The organism is Achromobacter seleniivolatilans, assembly GCF_030864005.1.
GTDB lineage: Bacteria > Pseudomonadota > Gammaproteobacteria > Burkholderiales > Burkholderiaceae_B > Achromobacter > Achromobacter seleniivolatilans.
Window position 1 is genome coordinate 4,183,354 of sequence record NZ_CP132976.1, and the last position, 16,245, is coordinate 4,199,598.

14 protein-coding genes are annotated in these 16,245 nt (G+C 60.9%); 4 read left to right on the plus strand and 10 right to left on the minus strand.

What is annotated here, in order from left to right; translation table 11 throughout:
• The first annotated feature begins 130 nt into the window (after positions 1–130).
• The 4 genes from RAS12_RS18885 to RAS12_RS18900 all read left to right on the plus strand — a co-directional run bounded on the left by RAS12_RS18885 (position 131) and on the right by RAS12_RS18900 (position 6,136).
• Positions 131–3,061 (plus strand): ribonucleoside-diphosphate reductase subunit alpha, encoded by a 2,931-nt coding sequence (locus tag RAS12_RS18885; protein ID WP_306938011.1) that lies wholly within the window; start codon positions 131–133, stop codon positions 3,059–3,061.
• A gap of 20 nt (positions 3,062–3,081) precedes the next feature.
• Positions 3,082–4,281: a ribonucleotide-diphosphate reductase subunit beta gene (locus RAS12_RS18890; protein ID WP_306938013.1), complete on the plus strand. Its 1,200-nt coding sequence runs from the start codon at positions 3,082–3,084 to the stop codon at positions 4,279–4,281.
• Between the two features lie 347 nt (positions 4,282–4,628).
• Entirely contained in the window at positions 4,629–5,378 is a 750-nt protein-coding gene (locus RAS12_RS18895; RefSeq protein WP_306938014.1) for a histone H1-like DNA-binding protein, read from the plus strand.
• 197 nt (positions 5,379–5,575) lie between these two features.
• Positions 5,576–6,136 carry a YggT family protein gene (locus RAS12_RS18900; protein ID WP_306938017.1) on the plus strand — a complete coding sequence of 187 codons (561 nt, stop codon included), beginning with the start codon at positions 5,576–5,578 and terminating at the stop codon, positions 6,134–6,136.
• Between the two features lie 60 nt (positions 6,137–6,196).
• Here RAS12_RS18900 and RAS12_RS18905 read toward each other — a convergent pair whose 3' ends face one another.
• From RAS12_RS18905 to accC, 10 genes are all read right to left on the minus strand, one after another.
• On the minus strand, positions 6,197–7,645 hold the full coding sequence (locus tag RAS12_RS18905) for a D-alanine--poly(phosphoribitol) ligase (protein ID WP_306938019.1): 1,449 nt from the start codon (positions 7,643–7,645) through the stop codon (positions 6,197–6,199).
• A gap of 16 nt (positions 7,646–7,661) precedes the next feature.
• The gene (locus RAS12_RS18910; RefSeq protein WP_306938021.1) at positions 7,662–8,789 is read right to left on the minus strand and encodes an MBOAT family O-acyltransferase; all 1,128 of its coding nucleotides are present in this window, start codon (positions 8,787–8,789) and stop codon (positions 7,662–7,664) included.
• A 7-nt stretch (positions 8,790–8,796) separates the two neighbouring features.
• Complete coding sequence (locus tag RAS12_RS18915) at positions 8,797–8,949, minus strand: hypothetical protein (RefSeq protein WP_006226663.1); 153 nt, start codon at positions 8,947–8,949, stop codon at positions 8,797–8,799.
• The gene (locus tag RAS12_RS18920; RefSeq protein ID WP_306938026.1) at positions 8,946–10,133 is read right to left on the minus strand and encodes a D-alanyl-lipoteichoic acid biosynthesis protein DltD; all 1,188 of its coding nucleotides are present in this window, start codon (positions 10,131–10,133) and stop codon (positions 8,946–8,948) included. Before RAS12_RS18920 ends, RAS12_RS18915 begins: the two co-directional genes overlap by 4 nt.
• A complete protein-coding gene (locus tag RAS12_RS18925; protein ID WP_306938028.1) occupies positions 10,111–10,350 on the minus strand; it encodes an acyl carrier protein in 240 nt (79 codons plus the stop codon). The genes RAS12_RS18920 and RAS12_RS18925 overlap by 23 nt, the downstream gene beginning before the upstream one ends.
• Before the next feature lie 373 nt (positions 10,351–10,723).
• Positions 10,724–11,227: an outer membrane lipoprotein gene (locus RAS12_RS18930; protein ID WP_306938029.1), complete on the minus strand. Its 504-nt coding sequence runs from the start codon at positions 11,225–11,227 to the stop codon at positions 10,724–10,726.
• A gap of 204 nt (positions 11,228–11,431) precedes the next feature.
• Entirely contained in the window at positions 11,432–12,373 is a 942-nt protein-coding gene (locus tag RAS12_RS18935) for a carbohydrate kinase family protein (RefSeq protein ID WP_306938030.1), read from the minus strand.
• Between the two features lie 12 nt (positions 12,374–12,385).
• Complete coding sequence (locus tag RAS12_RS18940) at positions 12,386–13,831, minus strand: DUF3426 domain-containing protein (protein ID WP_306938031.1); 1,446 nt, start codon at positions 13,829–13,831, stop codon at positions 12,386–12,388.
• A 26-nt stretch (positions 13,832–13,857) separates the two neighbouring features.
• Positions 13,858–14,784 (minus strand): 50S ribosomal protein L11 methyltransferase, encoded by a 927-nt coding sequence (gene prmA / locus RAS12_RS18945; protein ID WP_306938032.1) that lies wholly within the window; start codon positions 14,782–14,784, stop codon positions 13,858–13,860.
• A gap of 105 nt (positions 14,785–14,889) precedes the next feature.
• The gene (gene accC, locus RAS12_RS18950; protein WP_306938033.1) at positions 14,890–16,236 is read right to left on the minus strand and encodes an acetyl-CoA carboxylase biotin carboxylase subunit; all 1,347 of its coding nucleotides are present in this window, start codon (positions 16,234–16,236) and stop codon (positions 14,890–14,892) included.
• Between the last annotated feature and the right edge of the window lie 9 nt (positions 16,237–16,245).

Below are 16,245 nucleotides of genomic sequence, written 5' to 3' on the forward strand. Positions count from 1 at the left end.
CTGATTCTTGTCGGCCACGCCATTTGGACTAGACCCGTCCAAGCGTTCCGACCCCCTCAAAAGATCCAAATTTCGTTCCTGACATGACGTCGTCATGTCGCTATCTACGCGTTTTCGCACAGGAGCTTCCATGCAGACTTCGATCGCCTCTGTGACCCGGCCTTCGGCCGTGCCGCCCTCGCAAACTGATTCCCAAGCCGACGCCAATGGCGGGCAATGGGCCAGCTACAACATCATTCGCCGCAATGGCTCGGTGGTCGGGTTTGAACCCAGCAAGATCGCCATCGCCATGACCAAGGCATTCCTGGCCGTGAATGGCGGCCAGGGCGCCGCGTCCGCGCGCGTGCGTGAACTGGTCGAGACGCTGACCGAGCAAGCCGTCAGCGCCCTGGTTCGCAACCGCCCCAATGGCGGCACCTTCCATATTGAAGACATTCAAGACCAGGTTGAACTGGCGCTGATGCGTTCGGGCCAGCATGATGTTGCCCGCGCCTATGTGCTGTACCGCGAAAAGCGCACGCAAGAGCGCGCCGCCGCCGCTGCCGCTGAAGGCCAGCTAAACCCCGCCGCCGCGACGCAGGAACACGTGCTGAACGTGACCGACGCAGGTGTGCGCCGTCCGCTGGATCTGGCGGAACTGCGCGCAACGATCATCGCCGCTGGCGAAGGTCTGGCCGAATTCATCGATAGCGAATCCATCCTGAAGGAAACGGTCAAGAACCTGTACGACGGCATCCCCGTCGACGAAGTGTTCAAGTCCGCCATCCTGTCGGCGCGTGCCCTCGTCGAAAAAGACCCGGCCTACAGCCAGGTCACCGCCCGTCTGCTGCTGCACACGATCCGCAAGGAAGTGCTGGGCGAAGAAGTGTCGCAAGACGGCATGATCACGCGTTACGCCGAATACTTCCCCACCTTCATCGCTCGCGGTATCGAAGCCGGCCTGCTGTCGCCCGAATTGGGCAACTATGACCTGACCAGGTTGGGCAAAGCGCTGAACGCCAAGCGCGATCTGCAATTCGGCTACCTCGGCCTGCAGACCTTGTACGACCGTTACTTCCTGCACATCCGCAACACCCGCATCGAATTGCCGCAGGTGTTCTTCATGCGCGTGGCCATGGGCCTGGCGCTGCGTGAAGCCGACCGCGAAACGCGCGCCGTTGAGTTCTACGAGATCCTGTCCTCGTTCGACTTCATGAGCTCGACGCCGACGCTGTTCAACTCGGGCACGCTGCATTCGCAACTGTCGTCGTGCTACCTGACGACCGTCTCCGACGATCTGGAAGGCATCTACGACGCCATCAAGGAAAACGCGCTGCTGGCCAAGTACGCCGGCGGCCTGGGCAACGACTGGACCCCGGTTCGCGCGCTGCGCAGCCATATCAAGGGCACCAACGGCGAAAGCCAAGGCGTTGTTCCGTTCCTGAAGGTCGTGAACGACACCGCCGTGGCCGTGAACCAGGGCGGCAAGCGCAAGGGCGCGGTTTGCACGTATCTGGAATCGTGGCACCTGGACATCGAAGAATTCCTGGAACTGCGCAAGAACACGGGCGACGAACGCCGCCGCACGCACGACATGAACACGGCGAACTGGATTCCCGACCTGTTCATGAAGCGCGTGATGGAAGCCGGTGAATGGACGCTGTTCTCGCCGTCCGACTGCCCGGACCTGCACGACAAGGTTGGCCGCGCCTTCGAAGAAGCCTATCTGGGCTACGAGCGCCGTGTCGCCAATGGTGAACTGACGCTCTACAAGAAGATGCCGGCGCTGACGCTGTGGCGCAAGATGCTGTCGATGCTGTTCGAAACCGGCCACCCGTGGATCACGTTCAAAGATCCTTGCAACATCCGTTCGCCGCAACAGCACGTGGGTGTGGTTCACAGCTCGAACCTGTGCACCGAGATCACGCTGAACACGAACGAATCCGAAATCGCCGTGTGCAATCTGGGTTCCGTGAACCTGGTTGCTCACATGAAGCCGGCTGCCGGCGGCGGTTTCGAACTCGACCACGACAAGATCAAGCGCACCGTCAGCATCGCAATGCGCATGCTCGACAACGTGATCGACATCAACTACTACGCCGTCGAAAAGGCCCGCACGTCCAACTCGCGCCACCGTCCGGTGGGCATGGGCATCATGGGTTTCCAAGACTGCCTGCAGATGATGCGCGTGCCGTACGCGTCGCAAGCTGCTGTTGAATTCGCAGATCGTTCGATGGAAGCGGTGTGCTATCACGCCTACTTCGCATCGAGCACGCTTGCTGAAGAACGCGGCCGCTATCAATCGTATGAAGGCTCGTTGTGGTCGCGTGGCATCTTGCCGCAAGACACATTGAAGATGCTGCGTGATGAACGCGGTGGTCACGTTGAGGTTGATGAATCGAGCACGCTCGATTGGGATACGTTGCGCGCGCGCATCAAACAACATGGCATGCGCAACTCCAATTGCGTTGCAATCGCCCCAACCGCGACTATTTCCAATATCATTGGCGTATCTGCGTGCATCGAACCTACTTTCCAGAACTTGTACGTCAAATCGAATCTCTCCGGCGAGTTCACGGTCGTTAACGATTACCTCGTGCGTGACCTGAAGAAACTCGGTCTCTGGGACGAAGTCATGGTCGCCGACCTTAAGTACTTCGACGGCAGCCTGTCCCGCATCGATCGCGTACCTTCCGAACTCCGCGAACTCTACGCCACGGCGTTCGAAGTCGAACCGAGCTGGCTGGTTGAATGCGCGTCGCGCCGTCAGAAGTGGATCGATCAAGCACAGTCGCTGAACATCTACATGGCAGGCGCATCGGGCAAGAAGCTGGATGACACCTACAAGCTGGCTTGGCTGCGTGGTCTGAAGACGACGTACTACCTGCGTACCCTGGGCGCCACCAGCGCCGAGAAATCCACAGGCCGCGGCGGCGAATTGAACGCCGTCACTGCCGGTGGCCAATCCACGGCTTCGGCTGTGGGCACCGCACCTGTTTTGCCGGAACCCGAAGTTCTCGGAGCGGTTTGCACGATGAGGCCTGGCGACGCCGGCTTCGAAGAGTGCGAAGCCTGCCAATAACCGCCTCCGGAGAATGAATCATGATTAATTGGGAAGACGACACCATCGCAACGCAACCTGCACAAGCTCCCGCACCTGCGGTTGGCGGGCAGGCTGCGCCCGAAGTCCGGGCAGCGACTGGCGTATTCGGCGACACCGCCTTGCCCACGCCAGCTGCGCCTGAACACGCAGCGGGTCTGGCCGCAAGCGGCTCCGCCACCTCGCAACGTGTAAAGGTTGCTGACAAGCGCATCATCAACGGCGAAACCGACGTCAATCAACTTGTACCGTTCAAGTACAAGTGGGCGTGGGAAAAGTATTTGGCCACTTGCGCCAATCACTGGATGCCGCAAGAGATCAACATGTCGCGCGACATCGCCCTCTGGAAGAACCCGAACGGGCTCACCGAGGACGAACGCCGCATCGTCAAGCGCAACCTCGGTTTCTTCGTCACGGCCGACTCACTGGCCGCGAACAACATCGTGTTGGGCACCTACCGCCACATCACGGCTCCTGAGTGCCGCCAGTTCCTGCTGCGCCAGGCGTTCGAAGAAGCGATCCACACGCACGCCTATCAATACATCGTCGAAAGCCTGGACCTGGACGAAGCGGAGATCTTCAACGCTTACAACGAAGTTCCGTCCATCCGCGCTAAAGACGAGTTCCTGATCCCGTTCATCGACGCGATCGCGGACCCCCACTTCAAGACGGGCACGCCCGAAGCCGACCAGACGCTGCTGAAGTCTTTGATCGTCTTTGCTTGCCTGATGGAAGGCCTGTTCTTCTACGTGGGCTTCACGCAGATCCTGGCGCTGGGCCGCCAGAACAAGATGACCGGCGCGGCCGAGCAGTACATGTACATCCTTCGCGATGAATCCATGCACTGCAACTTCGGCATCGACCTGATCAACACCGTCAAACTGGAAAATCCGCATCTGTGGACGCCGGAATTCCGCGAAGAAATTCGAGAACTTTTCCGCAAAGCGGTCGAACTCGAATACGCTTACGCCGAAGACACGATGCCGCGCGGCGTGTTGGGCTTGAACGCACCTATGTTCAAATCCTATTTGCGCTTCATCGCAAACCGTCGTTGCCAGCAAATCGGTATCGAACCGCTGTACCCGCAGGAAGAAAATCCCTTCCCTTGGATGGCGGAAATGATCGATCTTAAAAAGGAACGCAACTTTTTTGAAACTCGCGTGATCGAATACCAAACTGGTGGCACGCTGAGCTGGGAGTAAAGCAGTTCGTCATCAGGCCCGGCGCGGGCACGCTCAATTGAATAGAGCGTTGCGTTCGCGACAGGCTTGATGACGGTCTTCCAGGTCAGGGTGTTTTCGAACACGTAGAACAAGCGGTTGGCGGCCTGTGATCAGGCTGCCTACCGGCGCCATTTGAAATGGCTCGCGCCAAAGGAGCGGGGGCCATATCAAATGGCTGTGCCGAATTCATTAGCGCAAACCGTAGTAGCTGTTGCTCGCACAGAACAGCGGCATGCGCCGATGAATAGCCCGGGCACGGTCCGCCTTGTTGGCGGAGCGGGGCACGGGTTTAAGTTCTGGGACCCCTGAACCTAAGGAGCATGACCATGGCAACAGCCAAAAAAGCCGTAAAGAAAGCAGCGGTGAAGAAGCCCGCCGCCGCCAAGAAGGCAGTCGCGAAGAAGGCCGCACCGGCCAAGAAAGCCGCTGTCAAGAAGGTAGCAGTGAAGAAAGTCGCCGCCGCTAAAAAGCCGGCAGTGAAGAAGGTTGCCGCCAAGAAGCCGGCAGCCGCCAAGAAGGTCGTCGCCAAAAAAGCGGTAGCCAAGAAGGTTGTCGCTAAGAAGGCCGTGGCCAAGAAAGCGGTAGCCAAGAAGGTTGTCGCCAAGAAGGCCGTGGCCAAGAAAGCAGTAGCCAAGAAGGTTGTCGCCAAGAAGGCGGTTGCCAAGAAGGCTGTTGCTAAGAAGGCTGTCGCCAAAAAGGCGCCTGCCGCCAAGAAAGCGGTAGCCAAGAAGGCCGTTGCCAAGAAGGCGCCCGCCGCCAAAAAGGCTGTAGCCAAGAAGGCCGTTGCCAAGAAGGCGCCCGCCGCCAAAAAGGCAGTTGCCAAGAAAGCCGTAGCCAAGAAGGCGCCTGCCGCCAAAAAGGCTCCTGCTGCCAAGAAGGCTCCTGCCGCCAAGCCGGCTGCTGCTGCAAAGCCTGCCGCTGCCGCCAAGAAGCCTGCTGCTGCCAAGAAGCCCGCTGCGAAGAAAGCCGCTCCGAAGAAGCCCGCCACGCCGCCGTCCGCGGCTGCTGCCCCGGGCGCGAAGACCGCGCTGAACCCCGCCGCGTCGTGGCCGTTCCCGACGGGTGGCCGTCCCTAATCAGGACGGTACGAAGCGTTAGCTTCACCAGAGCCGCCTGGCCTTGGCCAGGCGGCTTTTTGCGCTCCTATTGCCCCAAAGCAGAAAACCTCTTTCAAGAGTCCGAAAACGCTCACTATGTGTACAGCGTAAGTAGAGGTAATTTCCGGACTTTGTCATGCGACAATTGATTCCTTATTCTTAGGGTGATCGCGTCCATGCTCGGTGAAATCTTTCGCTTCCTTCTCGAAATCGTCTTCACGCTGTTCGGCGCGGCTTTGATTGCACGCGCCTGGATGCACGCGATTCGTCTGCACCCTTTCAACCCGCTCTCGCGTGCGATCTATCAGGCCACGAACTGGCTCGTGATGCCGCTGCGCAAGATCATTCCCGCCGGCAACAAGATTGATTGGACGAGCCTAGTCTGCGTCTGGCTCGCCGCGCTGGTCTATATCGTGCTGATCTGGCTGGTGTCGATCGGCGCGCTTATTCCGGCCGAGATGCTGCCGAAAGCCATGGGCTCGGCACTGCTGATGGCCATCAAGTGGGCGCTGAATCTGGTGGTCTGGCTGACGTTGATACAGGCGGTGCTGTCGTGGGTCAACCCGATGGCGCCCATGATGCCGCTGCTGCAATCGCTGACGGCGCCGATGCTGGACCCCATCCGCCGTATCCTGCCCCGCACCTCAATCGACTTTTCGCCGCTGGTGCTTCTGGTCTTGGCGCAGGTGCTGCTGATGGTGCTCAATAATCTCAGCCAGCGCATGATGGGTCTGTAGCGCGCGGCGATAGCCGCACGCCCGACTACGCCGCAATCGCGGCGTAGTTGTCTTTACCCGCTACGCCGGAATACCCGAGTAGATCTCGACCAGCTTCTTGCGGTCGATTTTGTGATTATTGGACATGGGCAGCGCCGGGCATGCCACGAGCTCGGACGGCACCATATAGGGTGGCAGACGTTGGGCTAGCCGCTCTTTCCAACCCGCCAGCGCCGCAGGCGCCAGCAAGCTGGCCGACTGATCTTCGGCCGCCACACCCGCCACAAAACCAATCAGGCGCACCGCCGTGCCATCTGGCCGGCGCAAGACTGCGCACGCCCCGCCTTCGACGCCGGGCAGCGCATGCAGCGCCTCGTCGATCTCAGCCAATTCGATGCGATATCCGTTCAGCTTGATCTGGTCGTCCATGCGGCCGCGGCAGAACAGTAATCCGCCCTCTTCCATCTGGCCCAGATCGCCCGTGCGGAACGCCCGGCGGCCATCGGCGTAGGTGTAGAGCTTGGCCTCGTTCAAGTCAGGGCGGTTCAGGTAACCCCGCATGACGTGGTCGCCCACGATACAGATCTCGCCTTCATCCACGATCAACACGCTTTCCGGCTTGGCATGCCCCACCGGCAGCGGATCATGCGCAGCCAAGACCGCATCGGTGACTTCGATCCACGTGGTCGCCACGGTGGCTTCAGTGGGGCCGTACGTGTTCAGAATGACCGCATCTGGAAAGCGTTGACGCAGCTTTTTGGCCAACGCCGACGGTAAGGGTTCACCACAGAACAGGAAGGTGCGAAGCGCAGGCAAGGTTGCGGGCGAAAAATCGCGGTTGGCCAGTTGCTGATGCGCAAACGATGGCGTCGATACCCAAACCGTCACTGCATGTTCAGCCAGGCGAGGCATCCAGGTGCCTGCCGCCGCGATCTGTTCGCGCGCGTTCAACACGCATGCGCCGCCCGATGCCAGAGTCGCAAACACCTCGTACATGGACAGGTCGAAACTGAAAGGCGCCTGGTTCATGAACACGGGCGCATCACCCAGCCCAAAGCTGCCCAGCATCCAATCACCCAGCAAGCCGACGCTTTCGCGGCCGATCTGCACGCCCTTGGGGTCTCCCGTGCTTCCGGACGTAAACATGACATAGGCCAGGCCGCGTTCGGCCAGCACCGCGCCTTCGCCGGGGGTAAAGGTGCCGCTAGCCGCGTCATAGACGGCGGCAGCGCGGACGATCTCGACGATTCGGCGCAGACGCTCGGCCGGGTAGATGGTGTCCACTGGCACGAAGGGCGCGCCGATCAACAAGGCGCCCACCATCGCGACAAAGAATGACGCTTCCTTGTGGCCGTAGATGGCTACGGGGATGTCCTGCGCCACGCCATGTTTGCGGGCCTCGTCCGCCCACGCGCTGGCCTCGGTGCGCAATTGCGCCCAGGTCAGGCTGCGGTCGGCAGCGGCAATAGCCAGCGCATTGGGAGCATGTTCGGAATCAACGAACTGGAAACTCTTCAGATCGAAACGCATGCCGCAACTCCCTGCGTCAGATGGGGCTGCGGCCGCTGAACACGTAAAGCGCCAACGCAGCCAAAATCAAGGTAAGCACGCGGCCCAGGAAACGCATGACAGGGTGCGCCAGCGCAGCCTGCAACCCGGGGCGTGTGCGTGAGGCATTGATCAGCAGGTTGTGACCCACCGAGTAAGCGCCAAACATCAACCCGCTAACGATGTAGTGCAAAGATAGCCCGTTCCAGACCCCCATTGCCAACAAGGTCGCAAAGATGCCGATGTTCTGCGCCGCCATGCGGTGGCGGCCGAAAAACTTGGTCTTGCTCAACGCCTTGTAGATCGGCATGAAGACCACATCGCGCAACCATTCCGACAAGCTGATGTGCCAGCGGCGCCAGAAGTCCTGCGGATTCAAAGTGGCCAGCGGATTGCGGAAGTTGATCGGCAAGGTAAAGCCGAACAGCATCCCGATACCGATCGCCATCGTCGAGTAGCCGGCAAAGTCGAAGAACAGATAGGCGCTGTAGAGCGACGCGTTCAACGCCACGCCGGTAAACGAGTAGTCATGCGCGTCGAGCGTGGCCAGGCCGTAACGCCAGATCAGCTCGGCCAGGCCGAACTTCTGGATCACGCCCAGCATGATCAACTCCAAGCCGATCAGCCAGGTGTTCAGATTCACGCCTTCATAGCCGCGCTTCAAGTCCGCCTGGAAATTGCGCCAGCGGTACATGGGACCGGCCAGCAAAGTCAGCGGAAAGAACAGGTAGATGAAGTAGTCCAGCGGGGACACACGCTCATTACGCTGCGCGAACAACAGCACATCAATCGCGCGGAAAGTCGCGAACGACAGACCCAACATCGCCCCGAGATGCGACACGCCGGTTTTCACCAGCAGCAACGGCGTCATCGTGATGATCACGGCCAGCCAGGTCGGTATGTAGTTGCGCCGGACGGCCCACAGCGCGCTGCCCGAAATGGCCAGCAGCGCAATCGGCTGATAGGGACGCGCCCAGAACACCGCCATCCAGACACCCAGGCAGATAACGCCGATGATGTGCCGGTAGCCGATACGGAAGGGCATACCAAAAGAGCGGTACGCCAACAGGCCAAGCCCCCCGAACAGGGCGCCGCCAAAAAAGCTCAAGCTTGCGAACAATTCCATGCTGCGGTCAGAACTGTTGGTATTGGAATTCGACCTTGATCGGTCCGCCGCTGCCCGTCGTGGGCTGTGCCTGAAGCACAAACACCAGGATCACCCCGATGTACAGGCATAGATGCCAAAAGAAGCGGCGCGCAGCGCCCTCTTTACGAAAGAATTTCATCGGGAAAAGTACTCCGCAATGCCTTGGTCCGCCATCGCCCAACCGAGCTCGGCCAGATGCATGTCGTCGCGCACCATGCCGGGTTCAAACGGGATGCTGTAGAGATCCAGGCAACCCATCTGATATCGCGTGCACATGCCCGTAATGGCAGCCACCACCGGGTCGAAACGTTCGACATCCAGGATGAGCTTGGGATTGAACGGCTGGATAACGAAGTAGGCTTTGACCTTGCGCTTTTGCAGCAAGGCCATCACGCGCGACAGATCGCCCAGCTCAGTGCGGGTGATCGGGTCGACGTCGGCGAACTCGTTACGGGCTGGCGAATACAGGGGCGCCAGGTACTGCTTGTAGTAGTCATCGCGCACATCGTAGGGGTTGTTGCTCCCTAATTGGCGTTCGACTTCACGGGCTTCATGCGTCAGCCGGCCCCATTGCCCTTCATTCAGACGGGCGGCGGACGGCCACGATACGAACCGGTGCGCCGGCACTGACAATTTGCTGCGAGGCCGATCAAGCGCTGGCTCCTTGCGGGCGTGCCACCACAGCGACAGCTTGTCTTTCAGCTCGGCCACCTGGCCATTGGCGATCAGCCAGAGCAGCCCCCAATTGGCGTTGTCGCTGATCCACGTCTGCATTTGTTCGCGGGTGCTGGGCTGATCCCACAGGCGATCCCAGACCGGGCCGGTCACGTGTTCGGCAAATGCGCTGCGCGGCAACTGGCCGCCCGAGGCGAACCATGCGGGCGACACCATGATCACCAGGCGCGTGTTGGGCGTCAGCGAATCCGCGACCGATTCCAGCACGCTCACGATGCCGTAGGACTGGAACATGGCATGGCCATATGCCAGCGTCGGCACTTTCAGCTCTTCGGGGAAAAAGCGATAGGGCACAAAGCGCAGGTCGTGGCTGGACAGCTCGGAAGAACCGAGCACGACCAGCGTCCCGTCGCTCAGGGCGTTGCCCAGGCGATTCAGGTTGACGTGCTGAGTGCCCCAGTCAGGACCCAGGTTGGGCAGGTAATTGTTCTTGTCGGTGGTCTGCGTCGACGCGGTCGACACGGGCGTGACGATACGGCTGAGCACATCGTCTGCTCCGCAATACGTGCCGATCGCCAGGGCCACCGCTGTCGCGGCAGCCGCGACGTGGGACAACAACCGGGTATTACGAAGTATGGGTAGCGACATAGCCGGCAAGCGTGCGGACCGACTGGAGGTGTTCCGCGATCTCGGGAGCCGGGATGCTGCAACCGTACTCCGACTCGACCGCCAGCGTGATATCCACGGCGGCGAGCGAATCAACCAGGCCGGTGGCAATCAATTGCGTGTCGGGAGTGACTTTCTTCATGACGATCGACTCGACGATCTCGCCGATCTTGGTGTGGAGTTCTTGCTCGGTATGCATAGATAGTGCGGCGTTACGTTGCCTGGTCGGCAAACATTCCCCGCCCTGAGTTCCAGGACGACGAGAATACAGAAAAAAAGCTGAATGCCAACTGACGTTTCAGCAGTCCAGATCAGCGAGGGGATGCACTTGGTTACATGAAAGTCGCACCGCCACGTCGATCGCAGACGCAATCATTGCACTTCGGCCGTTGAATCGCCATGAAACTTATGGGCTAAATCGCGAGAAAACGCTGGCAAACGTAACCTCTGCGGGTAATTCCCGGGTGCTGCGTTGCAGCGGAGCGACAGATTCTTACGTATGAGCGCCCCGCCCCCGTTTTAAGACTGGCTGCCCAGGGTGAAAAAAAGCCCGCTTGCGCGGGCTTTTTGTTTTACATCGGGGTGACGCGAGTGGGACCTGCTCCACTGATCACCTGGACGCGCTGGCCCACACTGATGGGCACATCCGCTTCCTGGGCGACAACACGGGTTTCGCCGTTATCAAGGCGCACGGTAATTTCATAGCCGGAGTTCTTGCCAACCCGGTTCTCTACGGCATTGCCTGCCAATGCACCCAGGATGGCGCCGCCAACCGTAGCAATGGTGCGGCCGGTGCCGCCACCCACTGCGTTGCCTGCCACGCCGCCCAACGCGCCACCGGCCAACATGCCGACGCCGCTGGATTTGTCGTTCTGGATCACGATCGGACGCACACCAGTGACCGTGCCGGTGCGGACAATTTGCTCACGCTGGGCTTGGTCATAGCTGTACACGCCGCTGGAAGCGCTGGGATTGGCGCAGCCACCCAGCACTGCCATCGAGGTCACGACGGCTGCGATGGCCAACAACCGGCCAGTACGCGGCGTCACCAGGGATAAAGATTTGCTTTGATTCATTTGGACTCCTCGATCGGGACTGCCGACGACTGTTGATCATACTCCGCACTACCCGGGCGCAAAGCCCGGCCGCAACACACTGAAACCCACAGCAAGAAGCGGTAAACAGCGTCTTTGCGCGGCGGCCCCACGGCCGCCGTCAGGAGAAACCAGTTCGTCATTCGACCGCGCAGTCGCGCGGGGGTTCCCGCAGCGCAGTCGCGATTACGCAGGCAAATGGATACCGTAAGTGGCATGCAGTACGGCGTCGATATCGGCGCGCGACGGCGTGTGGTTCTGCGGACCGCGCGAGGCGATCTTGATGGAACCCATCACGTTGCCCAAACGGCAGCTGTCTTCCCAGCTCATGCCGCTGGTCAGGCCATAAAGCAGACCGCCGCGCTGCGCATCGCCGCAGCCCGTGGGGTCCACCACCTGCGTTGCGCGCACCGGCGCGATCTGAATGGTTTTTCCGCCGGTCAGCAAGGTTGCGCCTTCAGCGCCACGCGTCACCACGACCGCCTGCAAAGTGCTGGCGATGTCAGCCACGCTGCGGCCAGTGCGCTGTTCCACCACGCCGGCTTCGTAGTCATTGACCGTCAAGGCCTGAGCCATCTTGATCATGCGCTCCAGGTCAGCGCCGTCGAACAACGGCATGGCCTGGCCCAGATCAAAGATGAACGGGATGCCGCGCTTTTGCAGGCGTTCGGCGTGCGCGAACATGCCTTCCTTGGCGTCAGGAGCCACGATGGCCCAAGCCGCATCGGCGTCGCTCAAATCATTTTCGGCTGCAAACGACATGGCGCCCGGGTGGAAGGCCGTGATCTGGTTGTCGTCCAGGTCAGTGGTAATGAAGCACTGCGCGGTGAACGTGTTGGGGATGACCTTGACGCGGCTGACATCGATGCCCAGACCCGACAGGCGTTCCATGTATTCACCCGCGTCTTCGCCCACGGTGGCCACCGGCACCGGCTTGCCGCCCAGCAGATTCATGTTGTAGGCGATGTTGCCAGAGCAACCGCCGTATTCCTTGCGCATGGTGGGCACCAGGAATGACACGCTCAACGATTGGATGCGGTCAGCAAGAATGTGCTCTTTGAAACGCCCTTCAAACACTGCAATCGTGTCGAACGCCATCGAACCGCAAACCAGAACGGGGGTTGCCATGCTTGTCATCCTTTAAGGGAAAAACTTATCGAGTTGGTAGCCATTGACCTGAACACCGGTCACTTCAATGGGTACAGAAATTTTCAATTCACCGGCAGGACCGAATGGTCCTTTCAACTGATCGGGAGTCAGGTAATTTTCGGGCATCAGTACTTTGCGTACGACTACCGTGTCTGACAGGTCGGTCAGGTCCAGCACCAGGGCGGGCCAATGTTGCGGCTTGTCGAAACGATTGCGCAGGACCAGATTCAACACCAGGCGGGTTCGGCCATCATCAATCGCAGCGGCTCCCGTCGGGGGCTGCAGCGATGAGGAAGAAATCGCGATGCGCTCTAGACGCCTTGCATATCCCACCGTGCATCCCAGCGGCTTGCACGCGGTTTCCAGCACCGGCCGCAAAACCGGCACGGAATTAGCGACGTCGGTACGGTACGCATACAACAGCTGCAAACCCAGGGCGATCAAACCCAACAGGCAGGCATAACCCCAAAGTTTGCGCCACAAGCCGTGGCGCTCCTGACGATCCTGATCCAGAAACTCCGGCGGCGCACGGCCAACATCGGTAGCGCTGGAATAGCGTGTACGCGCATCGCCCAGCACCGGCTCACGCGAGTCGCCGTGTTCATAATCTTCGTCGTCTTGGTCGTAGCGGTTGCCGCGGCCTGTCCGATCACCGTGATCGCGGCTGTCGTCTTCGTCCTCGTTCAGGCGCTCCCGCTCGTGGACGTCGTCGTCAGTATCAGCGTCTTCATTGTGGCGCTCGCTACGGTCAGCATTCCACGACGGTTCGGCATGTGTATCGTCGCGACGGGCGCCCCAATCGATGACGGGTTCGGCGCCGCGCACCGCAATGATGGGTTCCTCGCGCGGCACCGGCCGGCGGGATGCGGGTGCATCCCAGCGGGCAGCGGGTTCATGCGAAGGCGCCGGGTATTGAGCATAGCGAGGCGCGCTATCGCTGCCGTCATCGCCCTCTTCGTCCGGGTCGTCTTCCGGCAAGTCGGCATCCGGGTCCGTGCGGCGGCGGATATCGTCACGGCCGCGCAAGACAGCAGGCGGCATAGCGGGCGCAGCAGGCGCCGGTGCGACGGGCTCGTCCTCCCAAGGCGCAATCAGGCGGGGCTCGGCTGACGGCCGGGAAAGTGGCGGCGGAGATGCCGCAGGCGGTGCTATGTAAGGCTGCGCAGGTCCCGCCGGCAAAGGTGCAGCTTGAACAGGCGCCACAGGCGTTTGCAGCACAGGCGCTGCCGCCACGGCGGCCGGCGGCATAACTGATGCTGTTTGCCGAGCAGCGGCGGGAGGCAGCGCCGACCCGCCGGATTCGGGCAGCAGACAAGCCCGCCCGTCAAAAACGGTAGCGCACGCGCCGCAACGCACCAGGCCATTACGGACCCGTAGCTGATCAGGCACCACCTTGAACGAGGTGCCACATTGCGGGCAACGGGTCGTCAGAGCCATGATGCTTTTTCCTGCTGCTCGAAGGCTCAGGCTTTTTGGCCGTGCAGGCACACCCAGCCGTCACGCGCACGCCAGACCGACATCGCGATCCAGGGCGCGTAGGCCGCGGCCACTTCTTCAGCCTGGCGCTCCAGCACACCGGACAGCACCAAATGGCCACCTGCGGCAACGCGGCCGGCCAGCATGGGAGCCAGTACTTTCAGCGGGTTGGACAGAATGTTGGCCACAACCACCTGGAACGTGCCGTCCGCCAGGGCGTCGGGCAACATGGCTTGCAGCTCGACCCGGTTGACCTCGGCATTGAAGACCGTGCTTTGCACGGCTTGCGCGTCGATATCCACGGCCAGGGTCGGACCCGCGCCCAGCTTGCGCGCAGCGATCGCCAGAATGCCCGAGCCGCAACCGTAATCCAGCACCGTGGCGCCTGCCGGCAGCTCGGCTTCCAGCCAGGCCAGGCAAAGATGGGTCGTGGGATGGCTGCCGGTGCCGAAAGCCAAGCCAGGGTCCAGCTCGATATGGATTGCGCCATCTTCGGTTGCCGCCAGGTCCAGGCCGGGAACCTCAGGACTATCGCGATGCCAGCTAGGCACGATCCACAGGCGCTCGGCGATGTGGATGGGGCCGAACTGCGATTGCGTCAGGCGAACCCAGTCCGCATCGGGCACATCGCGCAAGCTCCAACCAGCGAACAGCGATGGATCCAATTCAGCCGCCGCAGCAGCCTCTTCCATGATTTGCGTGGGGTCGGCCCCATCAGGCAGCAACGCAACCACAAGGTTGCGATCCCAGGCCTGCACGTCGGGCTCGGTGCCCGGCTCGCCGAACAGAGGACGTTCGACGTCAGTGCCCAGGTCGGCATCTTCGACAGACACCGACAGCACGCCAGCTTCCAGCAACGCATCCGACAAGGCTTCGGCCTGCGCCTCTAGGCAATGGAGCACGAGTTCACGCATGATTATTCTTCCATCTGGCCATCGGGCCGCGGCGCATGCCGCGGCCCGATTGACCGTAAAAACGTAGAAACGTAAAAAAAGGGGCCGTGAGGCCCCCATGGCTGGTCAGGGACGCTGGGCCAGCTTGTTTTCCAGATAGTGGATGCTGGTGCCGCCTTCGATGAAGCGGGCGTCCGTCAGCAACTCGCGGTGCAGCGGGATGTTGGTGGAAATGCCTTCCACAACCATTTCCGACAGCGCCGTGCGCATACGAGCCAGCGCCTGATCGCGCGTATCGCCATACGTGATGACCTTGGCGATCATCGAGTCATAGTTAGGCGGCACGAAGTAACCGTTGAACGCATGCGAATCGATACGCACGCCAGGACCGCCCGGCGTGTGCCAGTTGGTGATGCGGCCGGGGCTGGGCACAAAGCGGAACGGATCTTCAGCGTTGATGCGGCACTCCAGAGCATGGCCCTTGAACGTGATGTCGCGTTGGCGCAGCGTGAACTTCTCGCCAGCGGCGATCAGGATCTGCTGCTGAACCAGATCAATGCCGGTAATCAGTTCGGTGACCGGGTGTTCGACCTGGATGCGGGTGTTCATTTCGATGAAATAGAACTCGCCGTTCTCAAACAGGAATTCGAACGTGCCGGCGCCGCGATAGCCCATCTTGCGGCAGGCGTCGGCGCAACGGTCGCCAATGCGCTCGATCGCGCGGCGAGCGATACCCGGCGCGGGCGCTTCTTCGATCACTTTCTGGTGACGGCGCTGCATGGAGCAGTCGCGTTCGCCCAGCCAGACAGCGTTGCGCCCGCCATCGGCCAGCACCTGGATTTCCACATGGCGAGGGTTCTCAAGGAACTTCTCCATATAGACTTCCGGGTTGTTGAACGCGGCGCCCGCTTCCGAACGTGTCATGGTGATGGCGTTCAGCAGCGCGGCCTCGGTGTACACCACGCGCATGCCGCGGCCACCGCCGCCGCCTGCTGCCTTGATGATGACCGGGTAACCCACTTCGCGCGCAATGCGGATGCATTCCTGCGGATCTTCGGGCAACGCGCCCTCAGAACCCGGCACCACCGGCACGCCGGCTTCGATCATGGCACGCTTGGCGCTGACCTTATCGCCCATCAGGCGAATGGTGTCAGGACGCGGACCGATGAAGACGAAGCCGCTTTTTTCGACGCGATCAGCGAAGTCGGCATTCTCGGACAAGAACCCGTAACCCGGGTGGATGGCCTCGGAATCCGTAACTTCAGCGGCCGAAATAATGGCCGGCATGTTCAGGTAGCTGTCACGCGACGGCGCGGGCCCGATGCACACGGATTCATCGGCCAGGCGCACGTACTTGGCGTCGCGGTCAGCCTCGGAGTGCACGACCACGGTTTTAATGCCCAGCTCACGACAAGCGCGCTGAATGCGCAGGGCGATTTCGCCCCGATTGGCGATCAGGATTTTTTCGAACATTTTTCAGCT

Coding starts and splice junctions, on each gene's coding strand:
- RAS12_RS18885 (WP_306938011.1), top strand. CDS start 131: ATGCAGACTTCGATCGCCTCTGTGACCCGGCCTTCGGCCGTGCCGCCC.
- RAS12_RS18890 (WP_306938013.1), top strand. CDS start 3,082: ATGATTAATTGGGAAGACGACACCATCGCAACGCAACCTGCACAAGCT.
- RAS12_RS18895 (WP_306938014.1), top strand. CDS start 4,629: ATGGCAACAGCCAAAAAAGCCGTAAAGAAAGCAGCGGTGAAGAAGCCC.
- RAS12_RS18900 (WP_306938017.1), top strand. CDS start 5,576: ATGCTCGGTGAAATCTTTCGCTTCCTTCTCGAAATCGTCTTCACGCTG.
- RAS12_RS18905 (WP_306938019.1), bottom strand. CDS start 7,645: ATGCGTTTCGATCTGAAGAGTTTCCAGTTCGTTGATTCCGAACATGCT.
- RAS12_RS18910 (WP_306938021.1), bottom strand. CDS start 8,789: ATGGAATTGTTCGCAAGCTTGAGCTTTTTTGGCGGCGCCCTGTTCGGG.
- RAS12_RS18915 (WP_006226663.1), bottom strand. CDS start 8,949: ATGAAATTCTTTCGTAAAGAGGGCGCTGCGCGCCGCTTCTTTTGGCAT.
- RAS12_RS18920 (WP_306938026.1), bottom strand. CDS start 10,133: ATGTCGCTACCCATACTTCGTAATACCCGGTTGTTGTCCCACGTCGCG.
- RAS12_RS18925 (WP_306938028.1), bottom strand. CDS start 10,350: ATGCATACCGAGCAAGAACTCCACACCAAGATCGGCGAGATCGTCGAG.
- RAS12_RS18930 (WP_306938029.1), bottom strand. CDS start 11,227: ATGAATCAAAGCAAATCTTTATCCCTGGTGACGCCGCGTACTGGCCGG.
- RAS12_RS18935 (WP_306938030.1), bottom strand. CDS start 12,373: ATGGCAACCCCCGTTCTGGTTTGCGGTTCGATGGCGTTCGACACGATT.
- RAS12_RS18940 (WP_306938031.1), bottom strand. CDS start 13,831: ATGGCTCTGACGACCCGTTGCCCGCAATGTGGCACCTCGTTCAAGGTG.
- prmA (WP_306938032.1), bottom strand. CDS start 14,784: ATGCGTGAACTCGTGCTCCATTGCCTAGAGGCGCAGGCCGAAGCCTTG.
- accC (WP_306938033.1), bottom strand. CDS start 16,236: ATGTTCGAAAAAATCCTGATCGCCAATCGGGGCGAAATCGCCCTGCGC.